Annotated in this window: 18 protein-coding genes and 1 pseudogene; 5 read left to right on the forward strand and 14 right to left on the reverse strand. The window is 33.9% G+C overall.

The features are described 5' to 3' along the window. Nucleotides 1–20: 20 nt before the first annotated feature. The gene (locus OM967_RS05350; RefSeq protein ID WP_250120182.1) at nt 21–272 is read right to left on the reverse strand and encodes a hypothetical protein; all 252 of its coding nucleotides are present in this window, start codon (nt 270–272) and stop codon (nt 21–23) included. Between the two features lie 73 nt (nt 273–345). Next, nucleotides 346–498, reverse strand: coding sequence for a hypothetical protein (locus tag OM967_RS05355; RefSeq protein ID WP_246433109.1), 153 nt, complete (start codon nt 496–498; stop codon nt 346–348). 133 nt (nt 499–631) lie between these two features. Between OM967_RS05355 and truB the strand changes: the two genes are divergently transcribed. Genes truB through pnp form a run of 3 tightly spaced genes read left to right on the forward strand, consistent with a single transcriptional unit; the run spans nt 632 to nt 4,273 of the window. Continuing rightward, the gene (truB, locus tag OM967_RS05360; protein WP_264337752.1) at nt 632–1,702 is read left to right on the forward strand and encodes a tRNA pseudouridine(55) synthase TruB; all 1,071 of its coding nucleotides are present in this window, start codon (nt 632–634) and stop codon (nt 1,700–1,702) included. A gap of 7 nt (nt 1,703–1,709) precedes the next feature. After that, a complete protein-coding gene (gene rpsO / locus OM967_RS05365) occupies nt 1,710–1,982 on the forward strand; it encodes a 30S ribosomal protein S15 (RefSeq protein WP_010403478.1) in 273 nt (90 codons plus the stop codon). A gap of 14 nt (nt 1,983–1,996) precedes the next feature. Then, nucleotides 1,997–4,273 (forward strand): polyribonucleotide nucleotidyltransferase, encoded by a 2,277-nt coding sequence (gene pnp / locus OM967_RS05370; RefSeq protein ID WP_264337753.1) that lies wholly within the window; start codon nt 1,997–1,999, stop codon nt 4,271–4,273. 100 nt (nt 4,274–4,373) lie between these two features. Here pnp and rpe read toward each other — a convergent pair whose 3' ends face one another. The 7 genes from rpe to OM967_RS05405 form a co-directional block, all read right to left on the reverse strand. Further along, on the reverse strand, nt 4,374–5,048 hold the full coding sequence (gene rpe / locus OM967_RS05375; protein ID WP_211907565.1) for a ribulose-phosphate 3-epimerase: 675 nt from the start codon (nt 5,046–5,048) through the stop codon (nt 4,374–4,376). A 161-nt stretch (nt 5,049–5,209) separates the two neighbouring features. Then, nucleotides 5,210–6,685: an N-acetylmuramoyl-L-alanine amidase gene (locus OM967_RS05380; RefSeq protein ID WP_211907566.1), complete on the reverse strand. Its 1,476-nt coding sequence runs from the start codon at nt 6,683–6,685 to the stop codon at nt 5,210–5,212. 75 nt (nt 6,686–6,760) lie between these two features. Beyond that, on the reverse strand, nt 6,761–7,588 hold the full coding sequence (locus OM967_RS05385; protein WP_264337754.1) for an EndoU domain-containing protein: 828 nt from the start codon (nt 7,586–7,588) through the stop codon (nt 6,761–6,763). 191 nt (nt 7,589–7,779) lie between these two features. Further along, nucleotides 7,780–9,093, reverse strand: a complete 1,314-nt coding sequence (gene ltrA, locus OM967_RS05390) for a group II intron reverse transcriptase/maturase (RefSeq protein ID WP_264337348.1) — start codon at nt 9,091–9,093, stop codon at nt 7,780–7,782. 473 nt (nt 9,094–9,566) lie between these two features. Continuing rightward, nucleotides 9,567–10,748: a phosphoglycerate kinase gene (locus OM967_RS05395; RefSeq protein ID WP_264337890.1), complete on the reverse strand. Its 1,182-nt coding sequence runs from the start codon at nt 10,746–10,748 to the stop codon at nt 9,567–9,569. 79 nt (nt 10,749–10,827) lie between these two features. After that, nucleotides 10,828–12,105 (reverse strand): serine hydroxymethyltransferase, encoded by a 1,278-nt coding sequence (glyA, locus tag OM967_RS05400; RefSeq protein WP_264337755.1) that lies wholly within the window; start codon nt 12,103–12,105, stop codon nt 10,828–10,830. Further along, nucleotides 12,077–13,312, reverse strand: coding sequence for an MFS transporter (locus OM967_RS05405; protein WP_250120177.1), 1,236 nt, complete (start codon nt 13,310–13,312; stop codon nt 12,077–12,079). Before OM967_RS05405 ends, glyA begins: the two co-directional genes overlap by 29 nt. A gap of 388 nt (nt 13,313–13,700) precedes the next feature. On the opposite strand from OM967_RS05405, the gene OM967_RS05410 reads away from it, so the two are divergent. Beyond that, nucleotides 13,701–14,213 carry a hypothetical protein gene (locus tag OM967_RS05410; RefSeq protein WP_264337756.1) on the forward strand — a complete coding sequence of 171 codons (513 nt, stop codon included), beginning with the start codon at nt 13,701–13,703 and terminating at the stop codon, nt 14,211–14,213. A 16-nt stretch (nt 14,214–14,229) separates the two neighbouring features. Here the strand turns inward: OM967_RS05410 and OM967_RS05415 are convergent, their stop codons facing one another. From OM967_RS05415 to hemE, 3 genes are all read right to left on the reverse strand, one after another. Beyond that, the gene (locus OM967_RS05415; RefSeq protein ID WP_211907571.1) at nt 14,230–14,547 is read right to left on the reverse strand and encodes a DMT family transporter; all 318 of its coding nucleotides are present in this window, start codon (nt 14,545–14,547) and stop codon (nt 14,230–14,232) included. A gap of 48 nt (nt 14,548–14,595) precedes the next feature. Further along, complete coding sequence (locus OM967_RS05420) at nt 14,596–15,789, reverse strand: pyridoxal phosphate-dependent aminotransferase (RefSeq protein ID WP_264337757.1); 1,194 nt, start codon at nt 15,787–15,789, stop codon at nt 14,596–14,598. Between the two features lie 402 nt (nt 15,790–16,191). After that, the gene (hemE, locus tag OM967_RS05425) at nt 16,192–17,208 is read right to left on the reverse strand and encodes a uroporphyrinogen decarboxylase (protein WP_264337758.1); all 1,017 of its coding nucleotides are present in this window, start codon (nt 17,206–17,208) and stop codon (nt 16,192–16,194) included. Between the two features lie 404 nt (nt 17,209–17,612). On the opposite strand from hemE, the gene OM967_RS05430 reads away from it, so the two are divergent. Continuing rightward, a complete protein-coding gene (locus OM967_RS05430) occupies nt 17,613–18,431 on the forward strand; it encodes a transporter associated domain-containing protein (RefSeq protein WP_211907574.1) in 819 nt (272 codons plus the stop codon). 235 nt (nt 18,432–18,666) lie between these two features. On the opposite strand, the gene OM967_RS05435 is transcribed toward OM967_RS05430, so the two are convergent. Both OM967_RS05435 and OM967_RS05440 read right to left on the reverse strand, forming a co-directional pair. Continuing rightward, nucleotides 18,667–19,995 (reverse strand): IS4 family transposase, encoded by a 1,329-nt coding sequence (locus tag OM967_RS05435; RefSeq protein ID WP_211907575.1) that lies wholly within the window; start codon nt 19,993–19,995, stop codon nt 18,667–18,669. A 133-nt stretch (nt 19,996–20,128) separates the two neighbouring features. Next, nucleotides 20,129–21,321: pseudogene (locus tag OM967_RS05440) on the reverse strand (IS256 family transposase). Nucleotides 21,322–21,394 lie beyond the last annotated feature (73 nt).

The raw sequence follows: 21,394 nt of genomic DNA on the forward strand, positions 1-21,394 counted from the left end.
CTACCTCTGTACCATTTAGCTTATGAGCTTTTTTGAGATATTTTGCTTTTGAATGCTTCAAAAACTGTAGCATCTTCTAACGAACTCTTAAGTGTTTCATTAAATTTGCTTGAATCCAGTTTTTCAGCCAATTTCGTATCAACTTCAGACTTGTTAGTTCTGGCATTCAATTCAGTTTTAGTAGCTAAATCTTTAATTTTTTCTTCAACTTCTATTTTAGCTGCTGTTTCAGCGCCTGCTTTAGCTTCACTTATTTCTTCATTCTTATGCATTTGCTGATATGAAGAAATAGCTAGTGCGGCAAAATATACAGCGGTAATAAATAGAACTGCAATTCCAGCAGGGCTAGCAATAAGTGCTAAATGCAGGTCCAGCAATTACTTTAGTAGCAATCAATAATGTTGTTATTGCTGCTGCTAAAGATGCAGTTGCAACTGTACTTTCAATACTCATTTTTGTTATGGGTGCTATATTTTTCAATTTCCATATAGTAGGCATAATAACTTCCTCCTTAATTAAGGTTTATAAAAAGTTAATTGTATATTAACAATGCACACTAGTCAAGCATTTTATTAATAACTTAATATTTTATCTACTTTCTAAATTGTTACTAATTATGTAAGATTGATACATGGTAAATGGCTGGCTGAATCTTGATAAACCAACAGGAATGAGTTCTGCACAAGCTGTAACTCAAATTAAAAGGATTTTTGGAATAAAAAAAGCCGGACATTTGGGAACACTTGATCCTTTGGCTTCAGGTATATTACCGATCGCTCTTGGTGAAGCAACAAAAACTATACCGTATTTATCTTGTAACTTAAAGGCATACAATTTCACAATCAAATGGGGAAAGCAAACAACTACGGACGATTTAGATGGTGATATTATTAGAACTAGCACTATAAAACCTGAATATAACCAAATAAATTGTGTGATTAAGGATTTTATTGGTGAGATAACACAAACTCCTCCTCAATTTTCAGCAGTGAAAATCAAGGGAGCAAGAGCATATAAATTAGCAAGAAGTGGGCAAAAGGTAAATATAAAGCCCCGGCAAGTCAAAATACATGAACTGAAGATGATATTTTTGGACACCATAAATAATAGTGCCGATTTTTCTATGATCTGCGGTAGCGGCGTATATGTAAGATCAATTGCAAGAGATCTTGGAATTGAATTAAATTGTTTTGGACATATTACACAATTAAGAAGAACGATGGTAGGTGATTTTAAGGAAGATGAATCAGTGACAATTGAGCAACTTACTAAAAAAAACACAACAACTTACTCTCCCCAGTGCTTGACACTGGGATCGAGATATACAAATACTTACAAATCATGTAATGGACAAAAGATTCTAGGAGCATATGTCAAAAACAATGTTCGTGATGAAATAGGCTTGATCCCAGTGCTTGACACTGGGATAACAGAGGGAGGTGGGATGGCAGAAGATGATGTAGGTAATACAAAAAGTTTCATCATCCCCATTGAATCGGCTTTAAAATCGATGTTCAAAGTTGAAATTTCCTTAGAGGAAGCGGAGAAAATCAGAAAAGGTCAAGAAATTATATTAAATAACTTGCGTAATTTAAAGAATTATGATACTTTTTGTACGATAGTGGGTAATGTACCTATTGCAATTTGCAGTTTTACTCATGGTTATGTGAAGCCTATTCGTGTTTTTAATATTTTGAAATGAGGTTTAGATGTCAATAACATCCCAAAAGAAAAAAAGTTTGATTAGTACATATGCAATTAAAGAAGATGATACAGGTTCATCTTTTGTACAGTGTGCAATTTTAACCGAGAGAATCAGTAATTTAACTGAGCATTTTAAAACGCATAAGCATGACCATAATTCTAAGCGCGGTTTACTTGTATTGATAGGTAGAAGGCGCAAGCACTTAAATTATATAAAACGTAAATTTGGTAATGAAGCCTATCAAGAGTTAATAGAGAAGTTAGGCATTAGAAAATAATCGAGGAATTTTGTATGTTTGAAATTATAAAAAAATCTATAGATTGGGAGGGGCGTACCTTATCTTTAGAAACTGGGAAAATAGCACGTCAAGCTGATGGTTCAGTAGTTGTAAATTATGGAGATACTTCTATCTTAGTCACTGTTGTACGAAAAAAGAAGGAAGAAAGTGTTGATTTTCTCCCTTTAAATGTGCAGTTTATTGCAAAAAGTTATGCCATGGGTAAGATTCCTGGTGGTTTTTTTAAAAGAGAAGGAAAACCATCTGATAGAGAAACTTTAATTTCAAGAGTAATAGATAGAAGTATAAGGCCGTTATTTCCTGAAGGTTTTCATGATGAAATTAGTGTAGTATGTAATCTATTAACTTACGATACGGTCAATTCTCCTGAAGTACCAGCATTGATAGGTACCGTCGCAGCTCTTGCAATTTCTGGTGTTCCTTTCCACTTTACTATAGCTGGAGTTATGGTCGGTTGTGATGAAAATAACAATTATATACTCAATCCTTCCGTTCAAGAGATGAAAGCAAGCAACTTGGATCTGTTTTTGTCTGGTGATGAAAATTCGATCTTAATGGTCGAATCGGAAGTCAAAGAGCTCTCTGAAGAAAATGTTTTGAGTGCAATAAAATTCGGCCATGAACATCTTCAACCTGTTATTAAGCTTATAAAAGAATTTGCTGATACAGTAGGCAATAAACCTGAAAGCTTTGCTCCTGTTGATATATCAAATATAACTCAAGAACTTGAAAAATATCGAAAAGACTTTGAAGAAGCATATTCAAAAACAGTAAAACAAGAGCGAGTTCAAGCTCTAGAAGTAGTTAGGAATAATATATTGAATACTCTTAAAGAGGCTGGAAAAGACGAAAAGTTAATTACTTATGCAGTAAAAAGCTTTGAAAGATCTTTAGTGCGTGAAATGATTAGAAGGAAAAGTGTGAGAATAGACAGCCGTAAGTATGATGAAATACGCCAGATAGAAATTGAGGCTGACATTCTACCCAAGACTCACGGTTCTGCACTATTTACAAGGGGTACCACTCAGGCACTAGTTGTTACTGCTCTTGGTACTACACAAGATGAGCAAATTGTGGATGACATTGAAGGGGATAGACGTGAACATTTTATGTTGCATTATAATTTTCCTCCATTTGCTGTTGGAGAGGCTTCTGCTATACGCGCACCAGGAAGGAGAGAAATTGGTCATGGTAAACTTGCTTGGAAAGCAATTCATCCTGTTTTACCTGATAAATCTGAATTTCCTTATACAATAAGGGTAGTATCTGAGATTATGGAATCTGATGGTTCTTCTTCTATGGCAACAGTTTGTGGAACTTCCATTGCATTAATGGATACAGGTGTGCCAATAAAGGCTCCCGTTGCAGGAATTGCTATGGGTCTCATCAAAGACAAAAATGAGCATATAATACTTTCTGATATACTGGGCGATGAAGACTATCTTGGTGATATGGACTTCAAAGTAGCAGGAACTAGCGAAGGGATTACAGCACTGCAGATGGATATGAAAATTCCTGGTATAAGCTTTGAAATTGTTGAAAAATCTTTAGAACAAGCAAAAGTCGGAAGATTACATATCTTAGAAAAAATGAATGCAGTAATTTCAGAACATCGTAAGGATATAAAAGATCATATACCAAGAGTGTTATCGTTTTATATAGATAAAGATAAAATTTCTGCAGCTATTGGTGCTAAAGGAAAAAATATACGCAGTGTATGTGAAAGAAGTAATGCAAAAATTGAAATAGGGGATGACGGTAAAGTTTCTGTTTTTGCCATTAGTAGTACTGAAGCTGAAGCTGCAAAGAATATGATGATTGATTCAATAACAGAGCTAGAACAAGGTTCTATAATTGATGCTAAAGTTGTAAAGATAGAGAAGTCTATTGTAGAGTTAGAACTTCTTAATGGAAGAAAAGGAAAAATGCATATAAGCGAGGTAGCTAATCAACATGTAGAGTCCATTGAGGATATACTTAAACAGGGTGATACCTTCAAAGCTTTGATAATTGACTTTGAAAAAGGTGGATGTCCAAAATTATCAAGACGTCGTGTTGATCAAGAAACAGGTGAATTTTTTGAAGGTAAGCTTTACAATGAAGAAAGGAGAGATGGTTTAAATAATAGGGATAATTATTATAACAACTCGTTTAATAAAAAATCTGGAGATAATTATCATAGTAATAGACCTACTCGTCCTCGTTCTGGTTTTAGTAATAGAAACAGACCAAAATTTGGTAATAATGACTCATCATCAGGTTTCTATTGAGGTTGAACTTACTTTCTATTATCTCAGTGTCGAAGCACTGGGATAATAGGAATTTTTAAAACTGACAAGATAACAAAAATGGTTTGTGTTATCTATAGGGTTATAACGAAAGATTTTTAAGATCGTTTATAGCCTTTTTTATGTCTTCAGCTTTAAATATTGCTGATCCAGCAACTAATATATTTGCACCTGCTTTTATTATATCAGCTGCGTTAGAAAAGTTAACTCCACCATCTACTGAAACTTGTGTTTTAAGATTACGGTCCTGTATCATTTTCCTCACGGTAGATATCTTACTCAACTGCGAATGAATAAACTCCTGTCCTCCAAATCCAGGATTGACTGTCATAATTAGTACAATATCTAGCTCATCTATTATATACTCAAGCACGCTTGGAGAAGTTGAAGGAACAATTGAAACTCCAACTTGTATTATTTTTTTTGTATTGTTTTTATATGATTTTATCTTTCTTACTAGCCTCTCAAGATGTATCTCTGCTTCTGCATGTATAGTGATAATATCAGCACCAGCATTTATAAAACTTTCAATATGGTTACCAGGAGATTTAATCATTAAGTGTACATCAAAAGGAAGATTGCTATATTTACGTATCGCAGAGATAACATTCGGACCTATTGTAATATTTGGAACAAAATTTCCATCCATAACGTCTATGTGTATATAATCTACATTCAAGTTGCTAATTCTTTTTACTTCCTCTCCTAATTTTGCAAAGTCTGCTGAAAGTATAGAAGGTGCAATTTTAATACCCATAGACTACTTTTTACCAAAAATAAAAAAAGTAACTTATTTTTTAAACTCTGTCATCCCAATACTATATTAATCTCATTTAGAAATTTTTGTATCCTTCCAGATGCATGTGAAACCAGTCCTTTATTTTTCTCTGCCCATGCATCTGGTCATTGTAATACTCATTAGACTTCTTTCTTCGCCTTTTCTAAATATTCCAACACAGTTTCATGTAGCGCAGTCCAAGACATTTGCTTTTCCATATTCGGTATAAATTTTTGTTTCCAAGTGTCCTTAAATTCTTGAAACCACTGCTTCTCAAAATTTTGGAAATTAGATAAAACTTGCGACCTAAACTCATTAATCAAATTCGAGACTTCTATAGCCTTTTCAGGGCTTATAGACTTAAAAGATAATATTTCATTCTTTAAAACATCTAGCTTTTCAAATGAATTAAGTCTAAATGGAATATAAAGTGAAGATCTTATATTGTATCTTAGATAAGAGTCATAATATAGCTTAATCTTGTACATGAGCATAGCAAATGCATCAGAAGAAATATTATTTTCATATTCTGCAAGAGAAGATAATAAATGCTTATAATCCTCTTCATTCAAAAATGGTGGCTTTAAGCTTAATTTAGTTTTATCACTTAAAGATAAGAATTCACTAAAAATAAGATTACTATACTTAACTAAAAATTCAGGCAAAATATCTTCTTGTTCTAATTTTAGAGGCAAGTCTTTTCTAATCTCTTTCGGCAAGTAGTGCATTGAAAACTGATTGATAACCCACGCAAAATTTTCATCAAACTCATTTGAGTAATTAGCATTATTGTCAGGAAAAATCATATTACCTTCCCTATCATTCCAAGGCAGTATTTTATAAAAAAAACCGTTTAACCTTTTTTTTAATTTCAAAATATTTTCACTCTTATCGCCTACCTTATACAAAACCTCATTTACTTTTTGTTCTGCGTCTTGAGGACTGATTCTATCACCTATATGCAATCCGATACCACTTTTCTCTAATAACTCCCAATCAAATAACTTATGTGGATCAGGCTTACGCATTGCGTAACCTTCAATTGCTGAGTTGTACACTATAGTGCCTATCTCAGCGTGACTAAATATCATATCTTTTCTAATCTTAAAGCGCTTAATGAGGTACAAAATCAGATCTTTGACAGATTTCATTTGCTCTTCTGGAAAAGGCTCAAGCCCTGTGTTTACAATCTCTATACCTATAGAATAATCATTCAGTTTTCGTAGCTCTTCAACCACATTATCTACTTGAACTTTCGCATAACTTATACCAGCATGCCATGCTCGTTTTTCAAGTGGAACCATCAGAGTAATGCTACCATCTCTATCAACAATAAGCTGTACTGATATCCCTGAAGAATTTAATGCGTATTTTGTACTTTTTAATGTTGGTGATTCAGTATGGTGCACCACCACCATCAACACTTTTTTGCCTTCTCTATCATCATAATTTAAACTCGGTGCAGGATCTAAAAATATTGGATTTTTTAATGATGTTTTCAAATCTTGAAAATCGTTCTCAATATCACTTAAACAAGATTGTTGTCCATATACAAGAGGCGCTACAAGCAGCAACAGAAATAAAACAGACAAACATTTTTTTACTATAAGTTTCATGTAGCTCTACAAATTGCCCTCAATATAACTAAATTAGCATAATACACATAAAATGTTTACTTTTTTTTCAGCCAATCAAGACTTGCTACAGCTACAATTAATACTCTTATCATTACATTTTGGTGTTAAGTCAGGATAGAATGTGAGTATAGCGTCTTTCTTTCTCACAAACACTGATTGATAATTGTCATCTTCCATTTTATACAGACACATTCCATCTTTTCCCAGCTCCTTAAACGCCTTAGTCGCAGAAACTAAAATATCATCAGCATGAAGGTTATACGCGTACCCACTTGGGCACTTAACTTTCACTTCTCCATCCTTACCTAGATATTTCATTCCAAATGTGTAAACAGGTGGCTTAATATCTAATTTATTGCACAGAGATTCATTATCCCAAATCGCACCCGCCCACTTATTTTCTTGAGCCTCAACATATCTACCTACAAAATGCATACCACCAAGCCCCAATCTATCTGGTTCACCACAAAAAATATGCCCAAACCCTATAGTTTCTTTTTCAGTTCCGCTATTTGTAAACCAAATCTTAGTCAATTCATCTTTAAACAACCCCAAGTCTGCACTAGGTGTAATCACCTGATGATCAAGCTTATCGTATATCTTTTTCACCACTTCTTGATGCTGCGGACAATCAAGCAAAATTCTGAAATCTTCTTCATCAGGCTGTGTTCCCCAATCTCCACAAACCCTTAATATTCCTCTGTCAAAGTTAGTCAGCTCCGGAAGTAGTGGAATATAGTCTGGATCTGAAGAATCTGTTTTGAAGAATGGCTCAAATTTAATTTGTGAATTTGTATTGTTGAAGTAATGCTCCTTAATGTAAAAAACAAATCCTATTACTGGTATTATTAAGCATAAGATTAATTTAGCTACTTTCGACATAACCACAACACAACGTATAAAAAAGCTAAGGTACAAGCAACAGCTTAAAAAAGTTTTAATTAGATGTTAATCGCAGTCCCGGTCTGGTAGAGACTTATGACCTTGAAATCAGCGATTTGGTCTCATAACCATAGTCTCCCCAAAAGAACCGTGCTTGCGGATTTCCCGCACACGGCTCCACAATACAGCGTTCACACTAGTGCTCCTGTGTATAAAGAAACATATACCTTTGGTTTTGGTAATGGATTTACTTTTAAATAGTGTATAAATTGTTCCCAATCGATACTTTTCTTTTGACTACGTCGGTTTATCCACTTAAATGCTAACTTTGTTGCCAGTCGATTGAATTGAATCAAACACCGATAATTTCCGCTAACTCCGAAGTAGCTATAGTGTCCTGTTAGTTTGGCTTTAAGTTTCTGCCACCAATCTTTGAGACAGATACGACTTCGTACCATCTTCAACCACTCTTTGATTTCTTTAATCTTTCTAGCTAGGCTTATTTTTGAAGTTTTCTGCTTCATCATAAGTTTACCATTACGACTTTTTCCACAATAATGTGTAAATCCTAGAAAGTTGAAGCTAGCCGTCCTACGTTTCTCTCTTTCTGCTTGATACCATTCTTTCTTACCAAACTTTACTATTTTTGTTTTATTTTCAGCTATTTCCAATCCAAATTTACTTAGTCTTTGTTTCAGTAATTCTAGAAATTCTTTTGCGTCTTCTTCCCTCTCGCAGCCAACTACAAAATCGTCGCAAAACCTTATTAGCTGTATATATCCTCTGGCTTTTGGCTTAAATTTCTTTTCAAACCATAAGTCCAGCACATAGTGTAAGTATATATTAGCTAATACAGGGCTTACTATACCACCTTGTGGTGTGCCTTGATCGGTTGCTTTGTAACATCCAACTTCGACTATTCCTGCCTTTAGAAATCGTTTTATTAACCACAATAAATTTGGGTCAGCTATTCGTTCCCTTAGACAATTCATTAGCCATTTATGTTGAACATTATCAAAGAACTTCTTGATATCCACTTCTACAATATAGTTAATTGGTTTGTGCATAACTGCTTTATCTAGAGCGTTTATCGCCTGATGACAATTTCTTCCTGGTCGAAATCCATACGAGCTGTCCATAAAGTTTGCTTCATAAATATTTTCTAATATCTTCTTTAGCATTACCTGTACCAACTTTTCTTCTGTTGATGGTATTCCGAGACCGCGTTTTTCCTTGCTTCCAATTTTGGGTATGTATACCCTTTTCACTGGTTGCGGTCGGTATTGCTTTCTCTTCATACTATCCACTAGCGTTCTAAGTTTCTCTTCTAGATTTTCTCCATAAGCTTCCACTGTCACACGATCTATACCGCAAGCCTTGTTGCGTTTTAGTTCCTTGTAACACTCTGCAAGATTCTCTTCATTAATCAAATGAACTAGCGATGTAAATTTTACTCGCTTATCTTGCTTAGCCCTTACTGCTATCTGGTTTAGTTTTCCTTGCATACTCCTCCAATCTCTGTTGTATTGGTATAGCAATCCCTATACCAGTCACTATATTGCTAACCGCTTCCCCTTGTATGTGGCTTTCCCACACTCCGAGTACTATCAGTTAGTCCGACTTCCTTTGCATCTTCCTCCAGTCCTTGCCTTTATTGACTTGTTCCAGAGTACCCTTACAGGAATACAAAGGATCTCCCAAGTTCACGTAAGGTCCATCTCAACACATGACGCGGCCTTCGATCCCGATGGGGTGAGTAATATCTTTCCTTAGCGTTATTACCCATGTTGCCTTCCACCAAATGTAAAGTGTCGGCCCCCATGACGCGTGAATTACGGGACTCAATACCTTCACTTTCGTTGCACCCTATGTTGTCCATTCCATTAGCTTTACTACGCTCGTTACCTTACGCAGCATAATGGTTTGTTCCAGGTTGCTGGCTAAGCTTTACCCGTGTTGGATTTTCACCAACTGTTCCTTACGCACTTCTTGGCGCACGCATTTTATCACCACTGAGCCAACTTAAAAATGCTCCCCCACCAGTTGAAATATATGTAAAATCTTTATCAGTAAGACCTGCAGCATTTACTGCAGATAGGCTATCTCCTCCTCCTATTACACTGGTTAATTTTCCTTCGTGTGTCAAATTACTTACTACTCTCATCACCTCTACTGTACCATTTGCAAAAGCTGAATGTTCAAAAACACCAATAGGTCCGTTCCACAGCAGAGTTTTACTGCTTGCTATTATACCGCTTATTGTGCTTAAAGTTTGAGGTCCGATATCTAAAATTATATCACCGTCCAAAATGGATTCAGTTTTTCTTAAAACGCCAGTGCTATAATCAGAATTTACTGCAACCAAAACATCTTCTGGCGCAACTATTTTGCAATTGTTTTTATTTGCCGTCTTAACAATATCGTGCAGAAGATCATCAACGCCATTTTGAAAAAAAGACTTGCCTATATTAACTTTATTAAATAACAAAAAATTATTAGCAATTGCGCCGCCCAGAATAAGGTAATCAACCTTTTCTGCTAGTTTTATAAGCATTTTTATTTTAGTGGATATTTTAGCTCCACCAACTATCGCAGTAATAGGTTTAGCATCAAACGATATGGCTTGCTCAAGATATTTTAGCTCATCTTGCAAGCAAAATCCTGAATAAGAAGGTAAAAATTCCGTAATACGTGAAATAGAAGCATGAGCTCTATGAGAGCAAGAAAATGCATCATTTACATATATATCTGCTAGAGATGCTAATTGTTTAGCAAAATTTGAGTCATTCTGCTCTTCTTCTTTATAAAACCTCAGATTCTCTAGTAATATTATATCTCCTCCATCCATCGCATTTATTACTCTTTGTACTCTCTCACCAATACAATCATCAATAAATTTCACTTCTTTGCTTAGCAGCTGCGATAAAGCTTCAGCTACGTTTTTTAGCGATAAGTTACTGTCTTTGGCTTTTGGACGCCCAAAATGTGAGATAATAATAACTTTTGCACCCGCATTTGCCAAATATTGAATGGTAGGTAGCGCTCTTAAAATACGAGTGGCATCACAAATTCTTTCATTTTTTATAGGAACATTGAAGTCAACCCTGAGCAGAACATTTTTATTGTGAAAATCACAACTCTCTATGCTAAGTACATTTATCATAAAATTAAAGAGCTATAAAATCACTATACAATAGTTTAATCCAAAGTAAAGAAAGGAAATTTGAATGCCAAATAAATTAATAAATAGGAAAATTACTACAAATCTTTTCAACTTTATTTTTTACTGCTCTTTCAATATCAGGACTATTTCCATTGATCAATCCCTGAATTATTTCATTTATTAGATCAGCTATCTCTTTAAAATCTTCTCTCTCAAGTCCACGCGTTGTCTCAGCAGCGGTACCAAAACGTAGCCCTGAAGTAATGGTTGGCTTTTCCGTGTCAAATGGCACAGAGTTTTTATTGCAGGTAATGCCAGCTCTCTCAAGGCTATTTACAACGTCTTTTCCCGTCAACTTCTGTGATCTTAAATCAACTAGCACAATATGAGAGTCAGTGCCACCAGTTATAATGTTTATTCCATGTTTTTGCAGCGCTTGAGCTAACACTTTTGCATTTTCTACAACTTTTTTACTATAAGTTTTAAACTCTGGCGTTAATGCCTCCTTAAATGCAACAGCTTTTGCAGCTATCACATGCATAAGCGGCCCACCTTGCAACCCTGGAAAAACCGCAGACCTAATTTTTTTATGTAATGCTTCATCATTTGTCATTACCACTCCGCCACGAGGACCACGTAGAGTTTTGTGAGTTGTAGAAGTCATAACATGCGCATATTCAGCAGGTGATGGGTAACAACCTGCAGCAATAAGTCCTGAATAGTGAGCAATATCTGCAAGCAGATATGCACCAACTTTATTCGCAATTTTGCGAAAGCGCTCGAAATCTATTTCTCTTGGATAAGCAGAAGCACCAGCAATGATTAGCTTCGGTTTATTCTCCAGCGCTAGCTTTTCTACCTCGTCCATATCGAGTAGATAAGTATCTCTATTAACTGTATACTGAATCGACTTAAACCATTTACCAGAAAGGTTTGGTGCTGCACCATGAGTTAAATGTCCACCACAATTTAGTGACAATCCAAGTATAGTATCGCCCGGAGTAAGCAGCGAAGCAAACACTGCTTGATTTGCCTGAGAACCAGAATGAGGTTGAACATTTGCAAATTTAACACCAAACAGCTTACAGAGCCTCTCCATAGCTAGACTTTCAATTTCATCCACATACTCACAACCACAATAATATCTCTTACCAGGATAACCTTCTGCATATTTATTAGTCAGAAAAGAACCTTGTGCTTCCATCACTGCTTTACTCGCAAAATTTTCTGATGCAATCAGTTGCAACTGTGATTTTTGTCGCCGCAGTTCTTTCTCTATAGATTGATAAACTTCATCATCAAAATACTTCAGACTACTTTTAGAGTCACAAATTCTTTCTGAAACACTTGTCATAAGAACTTTTCTTTAACCATATAAATCCAAAAACAGCTAAAAGCAAACATATAGGAATAATTGATATTGCTTTTACTAGTAATTCAGTACCATACACAGGATTTCCTTGTACTACCATTCCATTCCAACATAAATCTATTATTTTTGCAATTCCTGTATGAAAAAAATAGCCAAAAACCATAACTATCATGTTTGATATGGCTGTGGCCAAGCCTACCAAGTTATTGTTCACATAACTTATTGCTTTGTAAATAGTAATTACCTGATAACCAGATGCAAAGCCGATAACAAGAAGTGCAGGTAGTGCAATATATAAACCTCCAGCTTGTATAAAAAGCAAGATAAAGCTAGCAATCATTGCAAAAGAACAGGCAATAATTGCCTCGTAATGTTTGTCTGGGTATTTTTCCAGTAAATAAGCTAAAAAGAATGATCCAGCTCCCATACCTATAAACATAAGGGAAGAAAGCGAAGATGCCAGATCCCCGGTCATTTGATATGCTTCACATAAGAACGCTTTTGCCCAACCATCAGCAAAACCTTCTAATGGTCCAACCATTAAGCCACCAAAAAAGCTGATTAGAATGATATGTTTATTGAAAAGTACAGTCTTTAAATCTTGAAGTATGTTGTCATTTCTACTCTCCTCTATGTTACTTTTTGGCGTTATTAAAAGCAACAACAGAGCAAGCAAACAACCAAACGCTGAGAAAGTATATATAACATAATTCCAACCAAATTTATTGAGCAAAAAGTCTAGAGGTAATCCACCATAAATAGCTCCCAGTAACCCTATTATTATAGATAAACTAGCCATCCTTGCTGATTTTTCTTGTGAGAAATACATACTTGCAACTTTAAAGAGCCCAACTGCCGAAGCAGATGACCCAACTCCAACAATCATTCTACCAAGTATTGAGTAATACCACTCATCAAAGCATATTAGTGGTAATGTCCCAGCAAACGTTAAGACAATACACACAGGCAAAACAAACTTTGGCCCAAATCTATCAAGGGCAAGACCAACAGGTATGTGAGCAAGCGTATAGCCTATATAATATAGCCCACCAAATTGACCAATATCTGTAATACTTATGTTAAATTTCGTTATTAATTCAGGCGCGATTATATTTGGAATTACACGTAATATATACTGGTATGCATAAAATAGTGATGCTAGCAACCATATGAAAAAGTTTCTCTTCAATGCTAATATTACCTAAAAAACAGGATTATATGTATTTTATCAGCAAGGAGCAACACTTTTGTAGATAGCTACTCTAATCCGAGTATCTTTCTTAAAAGAGACCTTTTAGCATATCTATAACTGGTTCATGGATAAGGTATATGAAAAAAATTATACCACAGATGATAAGGATTTTTATAATTTTACCCTTGTTCATCTTAAGCTTTATTTTTTTTATTATAAGTTTTAGTTTTGTTACAAAGTTCATTTTATTTACGCTTTCATTTCGTGATACCGATTATACTTTAAATAATATAATTTTCAATGAAATCCAGTATCAGAAACGCTGCAGTTAACTAAATATTAACCTTTTCGTGTGTAAAATATAATATAAAAGCAAGGTGAGTGAATGAACATAGGTACAATATACAATACGCTACAAAACTACATAACAAAATACATTGAACAAACATTTACCGCACACACAAGCAATAGATACGACAAGTTATACAGGGAACTTTTAAGTAGCGCAGAAGAAATAATAAAACTTACTGTAAACGAAGCAAAACAATATGATAAAAGCCTAGAAGAACTACATAACAATTCAATATTTCACGATAAGAAATTTATTCAAGCTGTTGCTAAACACCAGATATTAGAATTTCTGAATACTCATCCAAAGAAGAAAGAAATCGTTGCAGAATTTAAAAATGAACATCATATCAACGAAAGCGATTTAAAAATTTTAAAGGAAGGAAAAGATTTAGTGAATAAAATAAACAACATTAACTTAATCCAACAAAATGAGAAAAATGAAATATTGAACATTAGAAAGGTACTTTCTAAATCAATAGGAATGCCCTCTTCGAGAACTGAAAAATCCAAAGCAACTTTAGTAGAAAGTCCTGAGATGGTAAAATAGACGTACTTAACTTTTCCTAATTGGAAAATACTTTTAATCCTATGATACCCAGCACTACCAAAGCAAGGGAAAATAAACGCCCCAAATTTACTGGGTCATTAAAAAACATTATTCCTATTATCGCTGCACCTATAGAGCCTATACCAGTCCAAACTGCATAAGATGTTCCAAGAGGAATAGACTTCATTGCTAACGATAGCCAGTAAAGACTCACAGAACCGCTAACTAAAATAATTACTACAGGTATAACACGAGTAAAGCCATTGCTATATTTCAGTGCTGTGGTCCATATTATTTCAACCAAACCAGCTAATAGCAAATACACCCAAGCCATAAATCAACCCTATCTTACTGAAATATTATATATAGGAATATTAAAAAGTTAACTTAGCATTTCGCATGCTTTAGTAATACTATCACATCCAATTTCTAATTGTTCCTGAGAGGTTGCATAAGAAATTCTGATAAAATTTTTCAGACCAAATGCAATTCCTGGAACAACAGCAACTAAATGATCTTCTAATAAATATTCGGCAAAATCAAGATCACTATTTATTACTTTACCACTTTTCGTACTCTTACCCAATAAACTTTCACATGAGACAAACAAATAGAATGCACCTTGTGGAATAGATGCTGACAAGCCTGAAGCAGAATTTAGCTTTTTTACTACAAAATCTCTACGGTCCCTAAAGATTTTTGTTCTTTCTTTCAAAAAACTATGATCACCGTTTAACGCTTCAACTGCTGCTGCTTGTGCTATTGAATTTGGGTTAGAAGTACTTTGAGACTGCAGTGTAGAAATAGCTTTTACTATATCACTCCTACCTGCAATATAACCTATTCTCCAGCCAGTCATTGCATAGGCTTTTGATACTCCATTGACCACAAAAACTCTATCATAAAGTTTTGGCTCAATCTTAGCAATGGTAAAAAACTTTTCGTCGTATATTATGTGCTCATAAATATCATCTGTAACAACATTCACGTGTGGATGTTTAAGTAATACTCTCGCTATGCTTTTCAATTCATCATATGTATAGACAATTCCTACTGGATTGTTCGGTGAATTAAGAATTAACCATTTAGTTTTCTCAGTTATATTGCTTTCCAGTAACTCCGGTGTAAGCTTAAAGTTTTGTTTGCACTCTACAATAACTGGCAGTCCGCCAAAAAGATTTACCATATCAACATACGAAACCCAATAAGGAGCTGGTATTATAGCCTCATCTCCAGAGTCAATTGTTGCCATAAATAAGTTGAATAACACCTGCTTAGCGCCTGCGCCGACACAAATTTGGTTCAGTGTATATTCTAGATTGTTATCCCTTTTTAACTTATTGATTATCGCCTCTTTAAGCTCATGAGTTCCATCAACAACAGTATATTTAGTTTTACCTTCATTTATCGATTGAATAGCTGCCTTTTTTATATGATCTGGAGTGTCAAAATCCGGCTCTCCCGCAGCTAAAACGCAAATTTTCTTTCCTTCGCTTTTTAATCTGTTTGCCTTATCGGTCACAGCAATTGTAGGCGACGGTTTTATCAGAGACATCCTCTTTGCAAAGTCTGACATAATCTCACTAAAGTTAAATAAAAATGATAAACTCTACACAACAAAAAAGCTAGAAGTTTTATTATTTTACATAAAGGTTGGTATTTTTGTATTCTTAAATATAGATATTAAAAAGCTTAATAAATTGAAAAAGGCAAATAAACCCCTGTATAGCGAGTTTTAATAATGTAAATTGATAATGTGCTAACAAGCGTGTTTTGGCTGAAGTAGAAAAAATTTAAAAAACATGCAGCCGCTATAATTTTATGTAATTTGCCAATAAGTATCTGAGTTTTTTACTGAATTTTGTCGTTGAGCCCAAAAACAAGGATGAATACTCTTATCGTTATAGTAAGGAAGAGAATGAGGTTTGTCAAGTAAGGTTTTCATTCCACCCTCATAAAGGCTTTTCATACAAGAGTTTTAGTAGTTTCTTACTAGGTCCACTAATTCAGCAATATTTTCAACCGGAGTATCAGGAAGCACTCCATGTCCAAGATTAAATATAAAAGGTAACCCTCTAAAACAATCTATTATACACTTTGCTTCTTCGATTGCTTCTGACTTATTGTAGGCCAAAAGACTAGGATTAAGGTTCCCTTGCAGAGGAATTTTTAGATTTTCTTTCGCCCATTCTATTGGAACATTATAATCTATATTTACTGCAGATACGCCTGTTTGTTCGCAGTAATCTGTATAAAGATTTTCAGCAGAGCGCGGAAAACCTATTATTGGAAAATTGGGAAATCTACTCTTTATTGCCGAAACAATTTCCTTTGTTGGCTTGATGATGTATCTTTCAAATAGTTTTCCCTTCAATACACCAGCATTGCTGTCAAATAACTGAATAACATCTGCTCCAAACTCTATCTGTTTGATCAGATAAATAATTGTCGCTTCCGTTATTTTTTTTATTATTTCCTCTAGTGCCAATGGACAAAAATTTAGCACCTTGGAAAAAGTTTTACTACCACCGCCCTCTATGATGTATGAACCTACCGTCCACGGCCCTCCAGCAAAGCCTATAAGCGATTTTTCTTCTGGCAACTGGCTTCTTACTTCTTTTATAGCATTTAGGATTGGTAATGTCTTAGATTCAATTCCTTGTAGACTCTTCAATTCTTTAGCACTTTCTATAGGTCTTATTATTGGACCCACACCTCGAGTAAAATTTACATTACAACCTAAAATGTCAGCTATTATCAAAATATCAGAAAAAATTATCGCTGCATCCATGTCGAACCTTGTTATTGGTTGTAACGTTAACTCTGTTACCAAATTTGTGCTATAACATATCTCCATAAAATTATTCATGTTTTCCACTGCCTTCCGATACTCAGGAAGAGACCTACCAGCCTGACGCATTAACCAAATAGGGACTTTTTCATTTGACTCGTTCTGACTGATGATTCTTGCTATTTTTGCTTTACTTCTTTTCAATCTATTTTATCTGCTTTTTATCTAAACTAAAGTATAACAGTAGTAGTAGTTCTATCAATAAATTGTTATTAACTTAAAATTCAGTAAAAATTAGTATTACTTAGCTTGTGGATAAATATGTTAATAACTTCTCTATACTATTGATTTTCCTTTATTATTTATGTGTATAAGTAAGATGTCTAGAATGTTAGTAATTTTCTTTTATGGAAAAAAGCTTTACTATCATGGATTGTTATATAATTATGTATATGTCATTGAAAAAATTGTTGATCAATTGTTAGTATTTTATTTCAACAAATAATTCACAAATTAATTTGACATTATTCACATGCTTATTAAACATTTAATAACAGTTTTCTTGATAGACCTTATCTAAAGATATTTTCACCATTAAAGGGAATAAATTGAATAAGAAAAGAACTTTAGTAGAAAAAATAGCATACAGAATTTTTCTCTTTCTCTTCAACAAAACTTCTGTGTTAAAAAAATGTGCGACTGAGGCATTGATGGGTGATCTGTCAGGTCTTGACATACTTAATAGTCTATTAAAATTCCGTGATTGTAGTATCATGGATATAATGACTCCACGTAAGGAGATATGTGCAGTAGACATTGAATCGAGTAAGGATGAGGTAATAAAGAAGGTGAAAAACACTTACCATGCTAAGATACCAACTTATAAGAATAACTTTGACAACGTAATAGGCTTTTTTTACGTAAAAGATATCATTTTCAATAAGAATAAAGATTTTAATCTGAGAAATATTATACAAAATGTAATATTTGTCCCAGCCTCAATGAAAGCAACAAATCTTTTTGTTAGAATGAAATCTTCCAAGTCATATTTAGCTATTGTACTGGATGAATATGGTGGAACTGATGGTTTAATTTCGATAAATGATCTTATAGAAGAATTGATACCAAATATTGATAACGAGAATGAGGTAAATTCAGAACACACCATTACTGAATTATCTCAAAATAAGTTTGAAATATCGGCAAGGGCCCTTATAAAGGATATAGAGGAAAATCTAAAAATAGAGTTGTGTGACTCTGAAGAGCATTATGCCACACTTAGTGGTTTGGTTCTTTCAATTGCTGGTAAGGTACCTTCTGTAGATGAAGTTATAAGATATAAAAATGGTATAAAATTTATCATCAAGGATGCAAATGAACGATACATTAACAAAATAATACTAGACTTAAGTGATTACAAAAATTAAATTCAATATTTTTTAGTGAAAGGTACTTTATCTTGGAAGTAGGGGACATAGTAGCCAGATATGCAATTTAAACAATTTCTTAATATACAAAAGTTTGTAGTTCTATACGTTACTGTTTGATAATTAAGGTGGGAATAGTTTTATTGGTACAAAGTTATAAAAATTAGTTGTTTAAATATTTTTAGCGATCTGTAACTTTCAAAAAGGGAGTGTTCTATAAACCATACGCGTCAAGTTAAGGGAAAATGAGCAAATTTAGTGCACTCAAAGTTGATATTCTTGTTTTTCTATATTTGTCTTTTAAGGAGAATTTTGACCAGGTTGAGACGAGTTTTTTGAGGAAAATTTGTACCTTACTGACTACACAATTTAATGTTAAGAATAGCTCTCTAACTCGCCTTTTAAGCTCAATAAATGCCTTTGTTAGACTAAGTTCTGTACCCTTTTTTAGTTCTGTACAACCAACTATTCCATGAAATATAAGAATTGCGCACAATTTAGCGTATAGTTCACATAATACTCTGTATGGTTTTCCTTTAAGTTCGTCAAGCCTGATGTGATTCTTATACAATTTAAATAATAATTCAATCTGCCATCTTACTCGGTAAATTATTAATACCTGCTCAGCACTAATTTTATTTTCTGGAACGTTAGTTATGAATATCGACCAATCCAGCAATTTTTGATTCTTTTGAGAAGATGTATATCCATGTGATTTTGCTAACCTATTAGCCCTTCTTCTTCTAATTATAGACTGTTCTTCAGTTAATTTTTGACATATAATTCTCACTTTAATTTTTGTTTCTTTTCCTAACAGCACCTCATTTTCTAGAAACAATTTATCCTCTAAACATTCTAATAACTCTATTTTTTGATTTGTTTCTATACCATATATGTTGGTATCAGATTTATAACGACTTATAAAATAAGCTCCGGCTTCATTGATTTGTTTAAAAGAACTTGGCACAAAATAACCCAAATCAGATATTAGTAAATCATTGCTCGATATATTGCTTAAATGTCTTCTATACCCCTGATCTGACCTTATTCCCTCAGTTATATTAAGCTGCTCTAATGTCTGGGTTAGGTAGTCAAAAACTAATTGTAACTTTATTTCAGACTTAGTATTGCTTTCATAACCACTGTAGCTAGTACCATAACCTTTATATATATTTTCCATACCATTAGGTAGGCTGATATAGCTACTATCCAATAGCTTAACACTTCTAAATTGCTTCAAAATTCTGCAATCAACCTTTAAGCTATTTTTAAATAAAACTAAAGACTCATTATACATTCTTTTCATAAATTCTACTGCTTCCTTGGTAAATCTAAAGTCCAGACCTTGTTTTGTTATATTTATCGAGTCTTCATTCAATAATTGACAAATTGTCTCTATACTACAATTATCAACCCCTATATTACCCAAGACTATGGCTTTTACAAACGATGAGCCTTTTAGCTTCCTCTTTCTTTTTATGAATCCTGTTGTAGCTGAGATTTTATCTGCTTTTCCATTAAAAAATTCTTTGAGCTTTTTTGAGATGCAAACTATTCTTTTCATTGTATAAGTTCTCCATTTTGTTTGTTAAATTTAGGAGAACTTATATCTTCTTTTTCTTTTCTTTACACCAACTTTACCTCACTTCTTCTTAACTTGACGCGTATGGTTAAATAAACTGTGTCAAACCGCATTTTTAATTCAACTCAATTTTTAACCTACAAGAAAAAAAGATATCAAGTTGAGACATAGTCAAAGCCCAATCATGTATAGGCATAGCCCATTTTTCTCCTACCTTTTTTATAGCACAATATACCTGTTCATACAAGGCATTTGTGCTAGTAAATGAGCCCTTAGTTTTAGTAAATTTTTTGATCTGTCTATGTAACCCTTAAATAGGATTTGTGGTATAAATTAATTTTCTTACAGGGCCGGAATATTTAAAATAACTAGACAGATTTTCTCAATTATTCTCCCAAAACTAAAGTATATTTTTCTCCCCATTTTTCCTCTAGCTTAAGCAAATAATTTTCGGTAATTTCTCTACTTGCAGCACGGTATATTTTTTTCAAATCATTCATGAAAATTTTCACATCTTTGCTCGATGCATATTTTAGTGAATTTCTTATCTGATATACAATACATAGTTGTATTTCTGCTTTAGGAAATACACTGTTTATTGTTTTAGGAAAGCTTTTTAGCCCATCTACACATACAATCAGGATATCTTCTACTCCTTTCTCTTTTAAGTCATTTAACATCCCTAGCCAAAAGTTAGCTCCCTCACTTTCTGCTATATAAAAGCCTAAAACTTCTTTCCTTTCATTCTGCTAATATATTCTACATATATTTACTTACGCAATGCCCGTCTTCTTTGACCTTAAAAAACCATAAACACTATTGGATACACTGATTGCAGTGGACGACTAAGCCACTCATTGATTACAGGCAATAATTTATCAGTAATACTTGACATCTCTGCTACAGATATTTTATATCTCTTCTACATGCGACGCTATATCTCTATATACCATGCCACTGGCATATGTACTTAAAACCTTTGCTTCAAGTTCGGTTGTTTGCCTTTTTCTGACTACTTGTGGCTCAAAGCTTCCTTCCCTATCTCTTGGTGTCAATAACTCAAATGAACCTACACTTGTCCGTAAAGTATTTGAATTTCTTCAATTTCTTCGGTTATTTTCTTCGCTTTTAAGCCGACAAGTGATTTTTTATTTCACCTTCCAGAATCGCTTCCAGTAGCCTTTTTACAAACGGTGTTAATGCACCATCTCTTTCCGTCAATAGTCTTCCTTCTCGTATAGACGATAAGATATTTGTTTCTAATTCTTTATAGTCTACCAAACCGGTAGTTCTGTTTGCTTGACTCATTGTCAAACCTCCATTTTTTGTTTCTATTTTATTGTTGCTTCTCGGTTTGATACAGTTTATTTAACACTTCCCT

Origin of the sequence: Wolbachia endosymbiont (group B) of Dolichovespula media, from assembly GCF_947179505.1 — a bacterium.
Classification (GTDB): Bacteria; Pseudomonadota; Alphaproteobacteria; order Rickettsiales; family Anaplasmataceae; genus Wolbachia.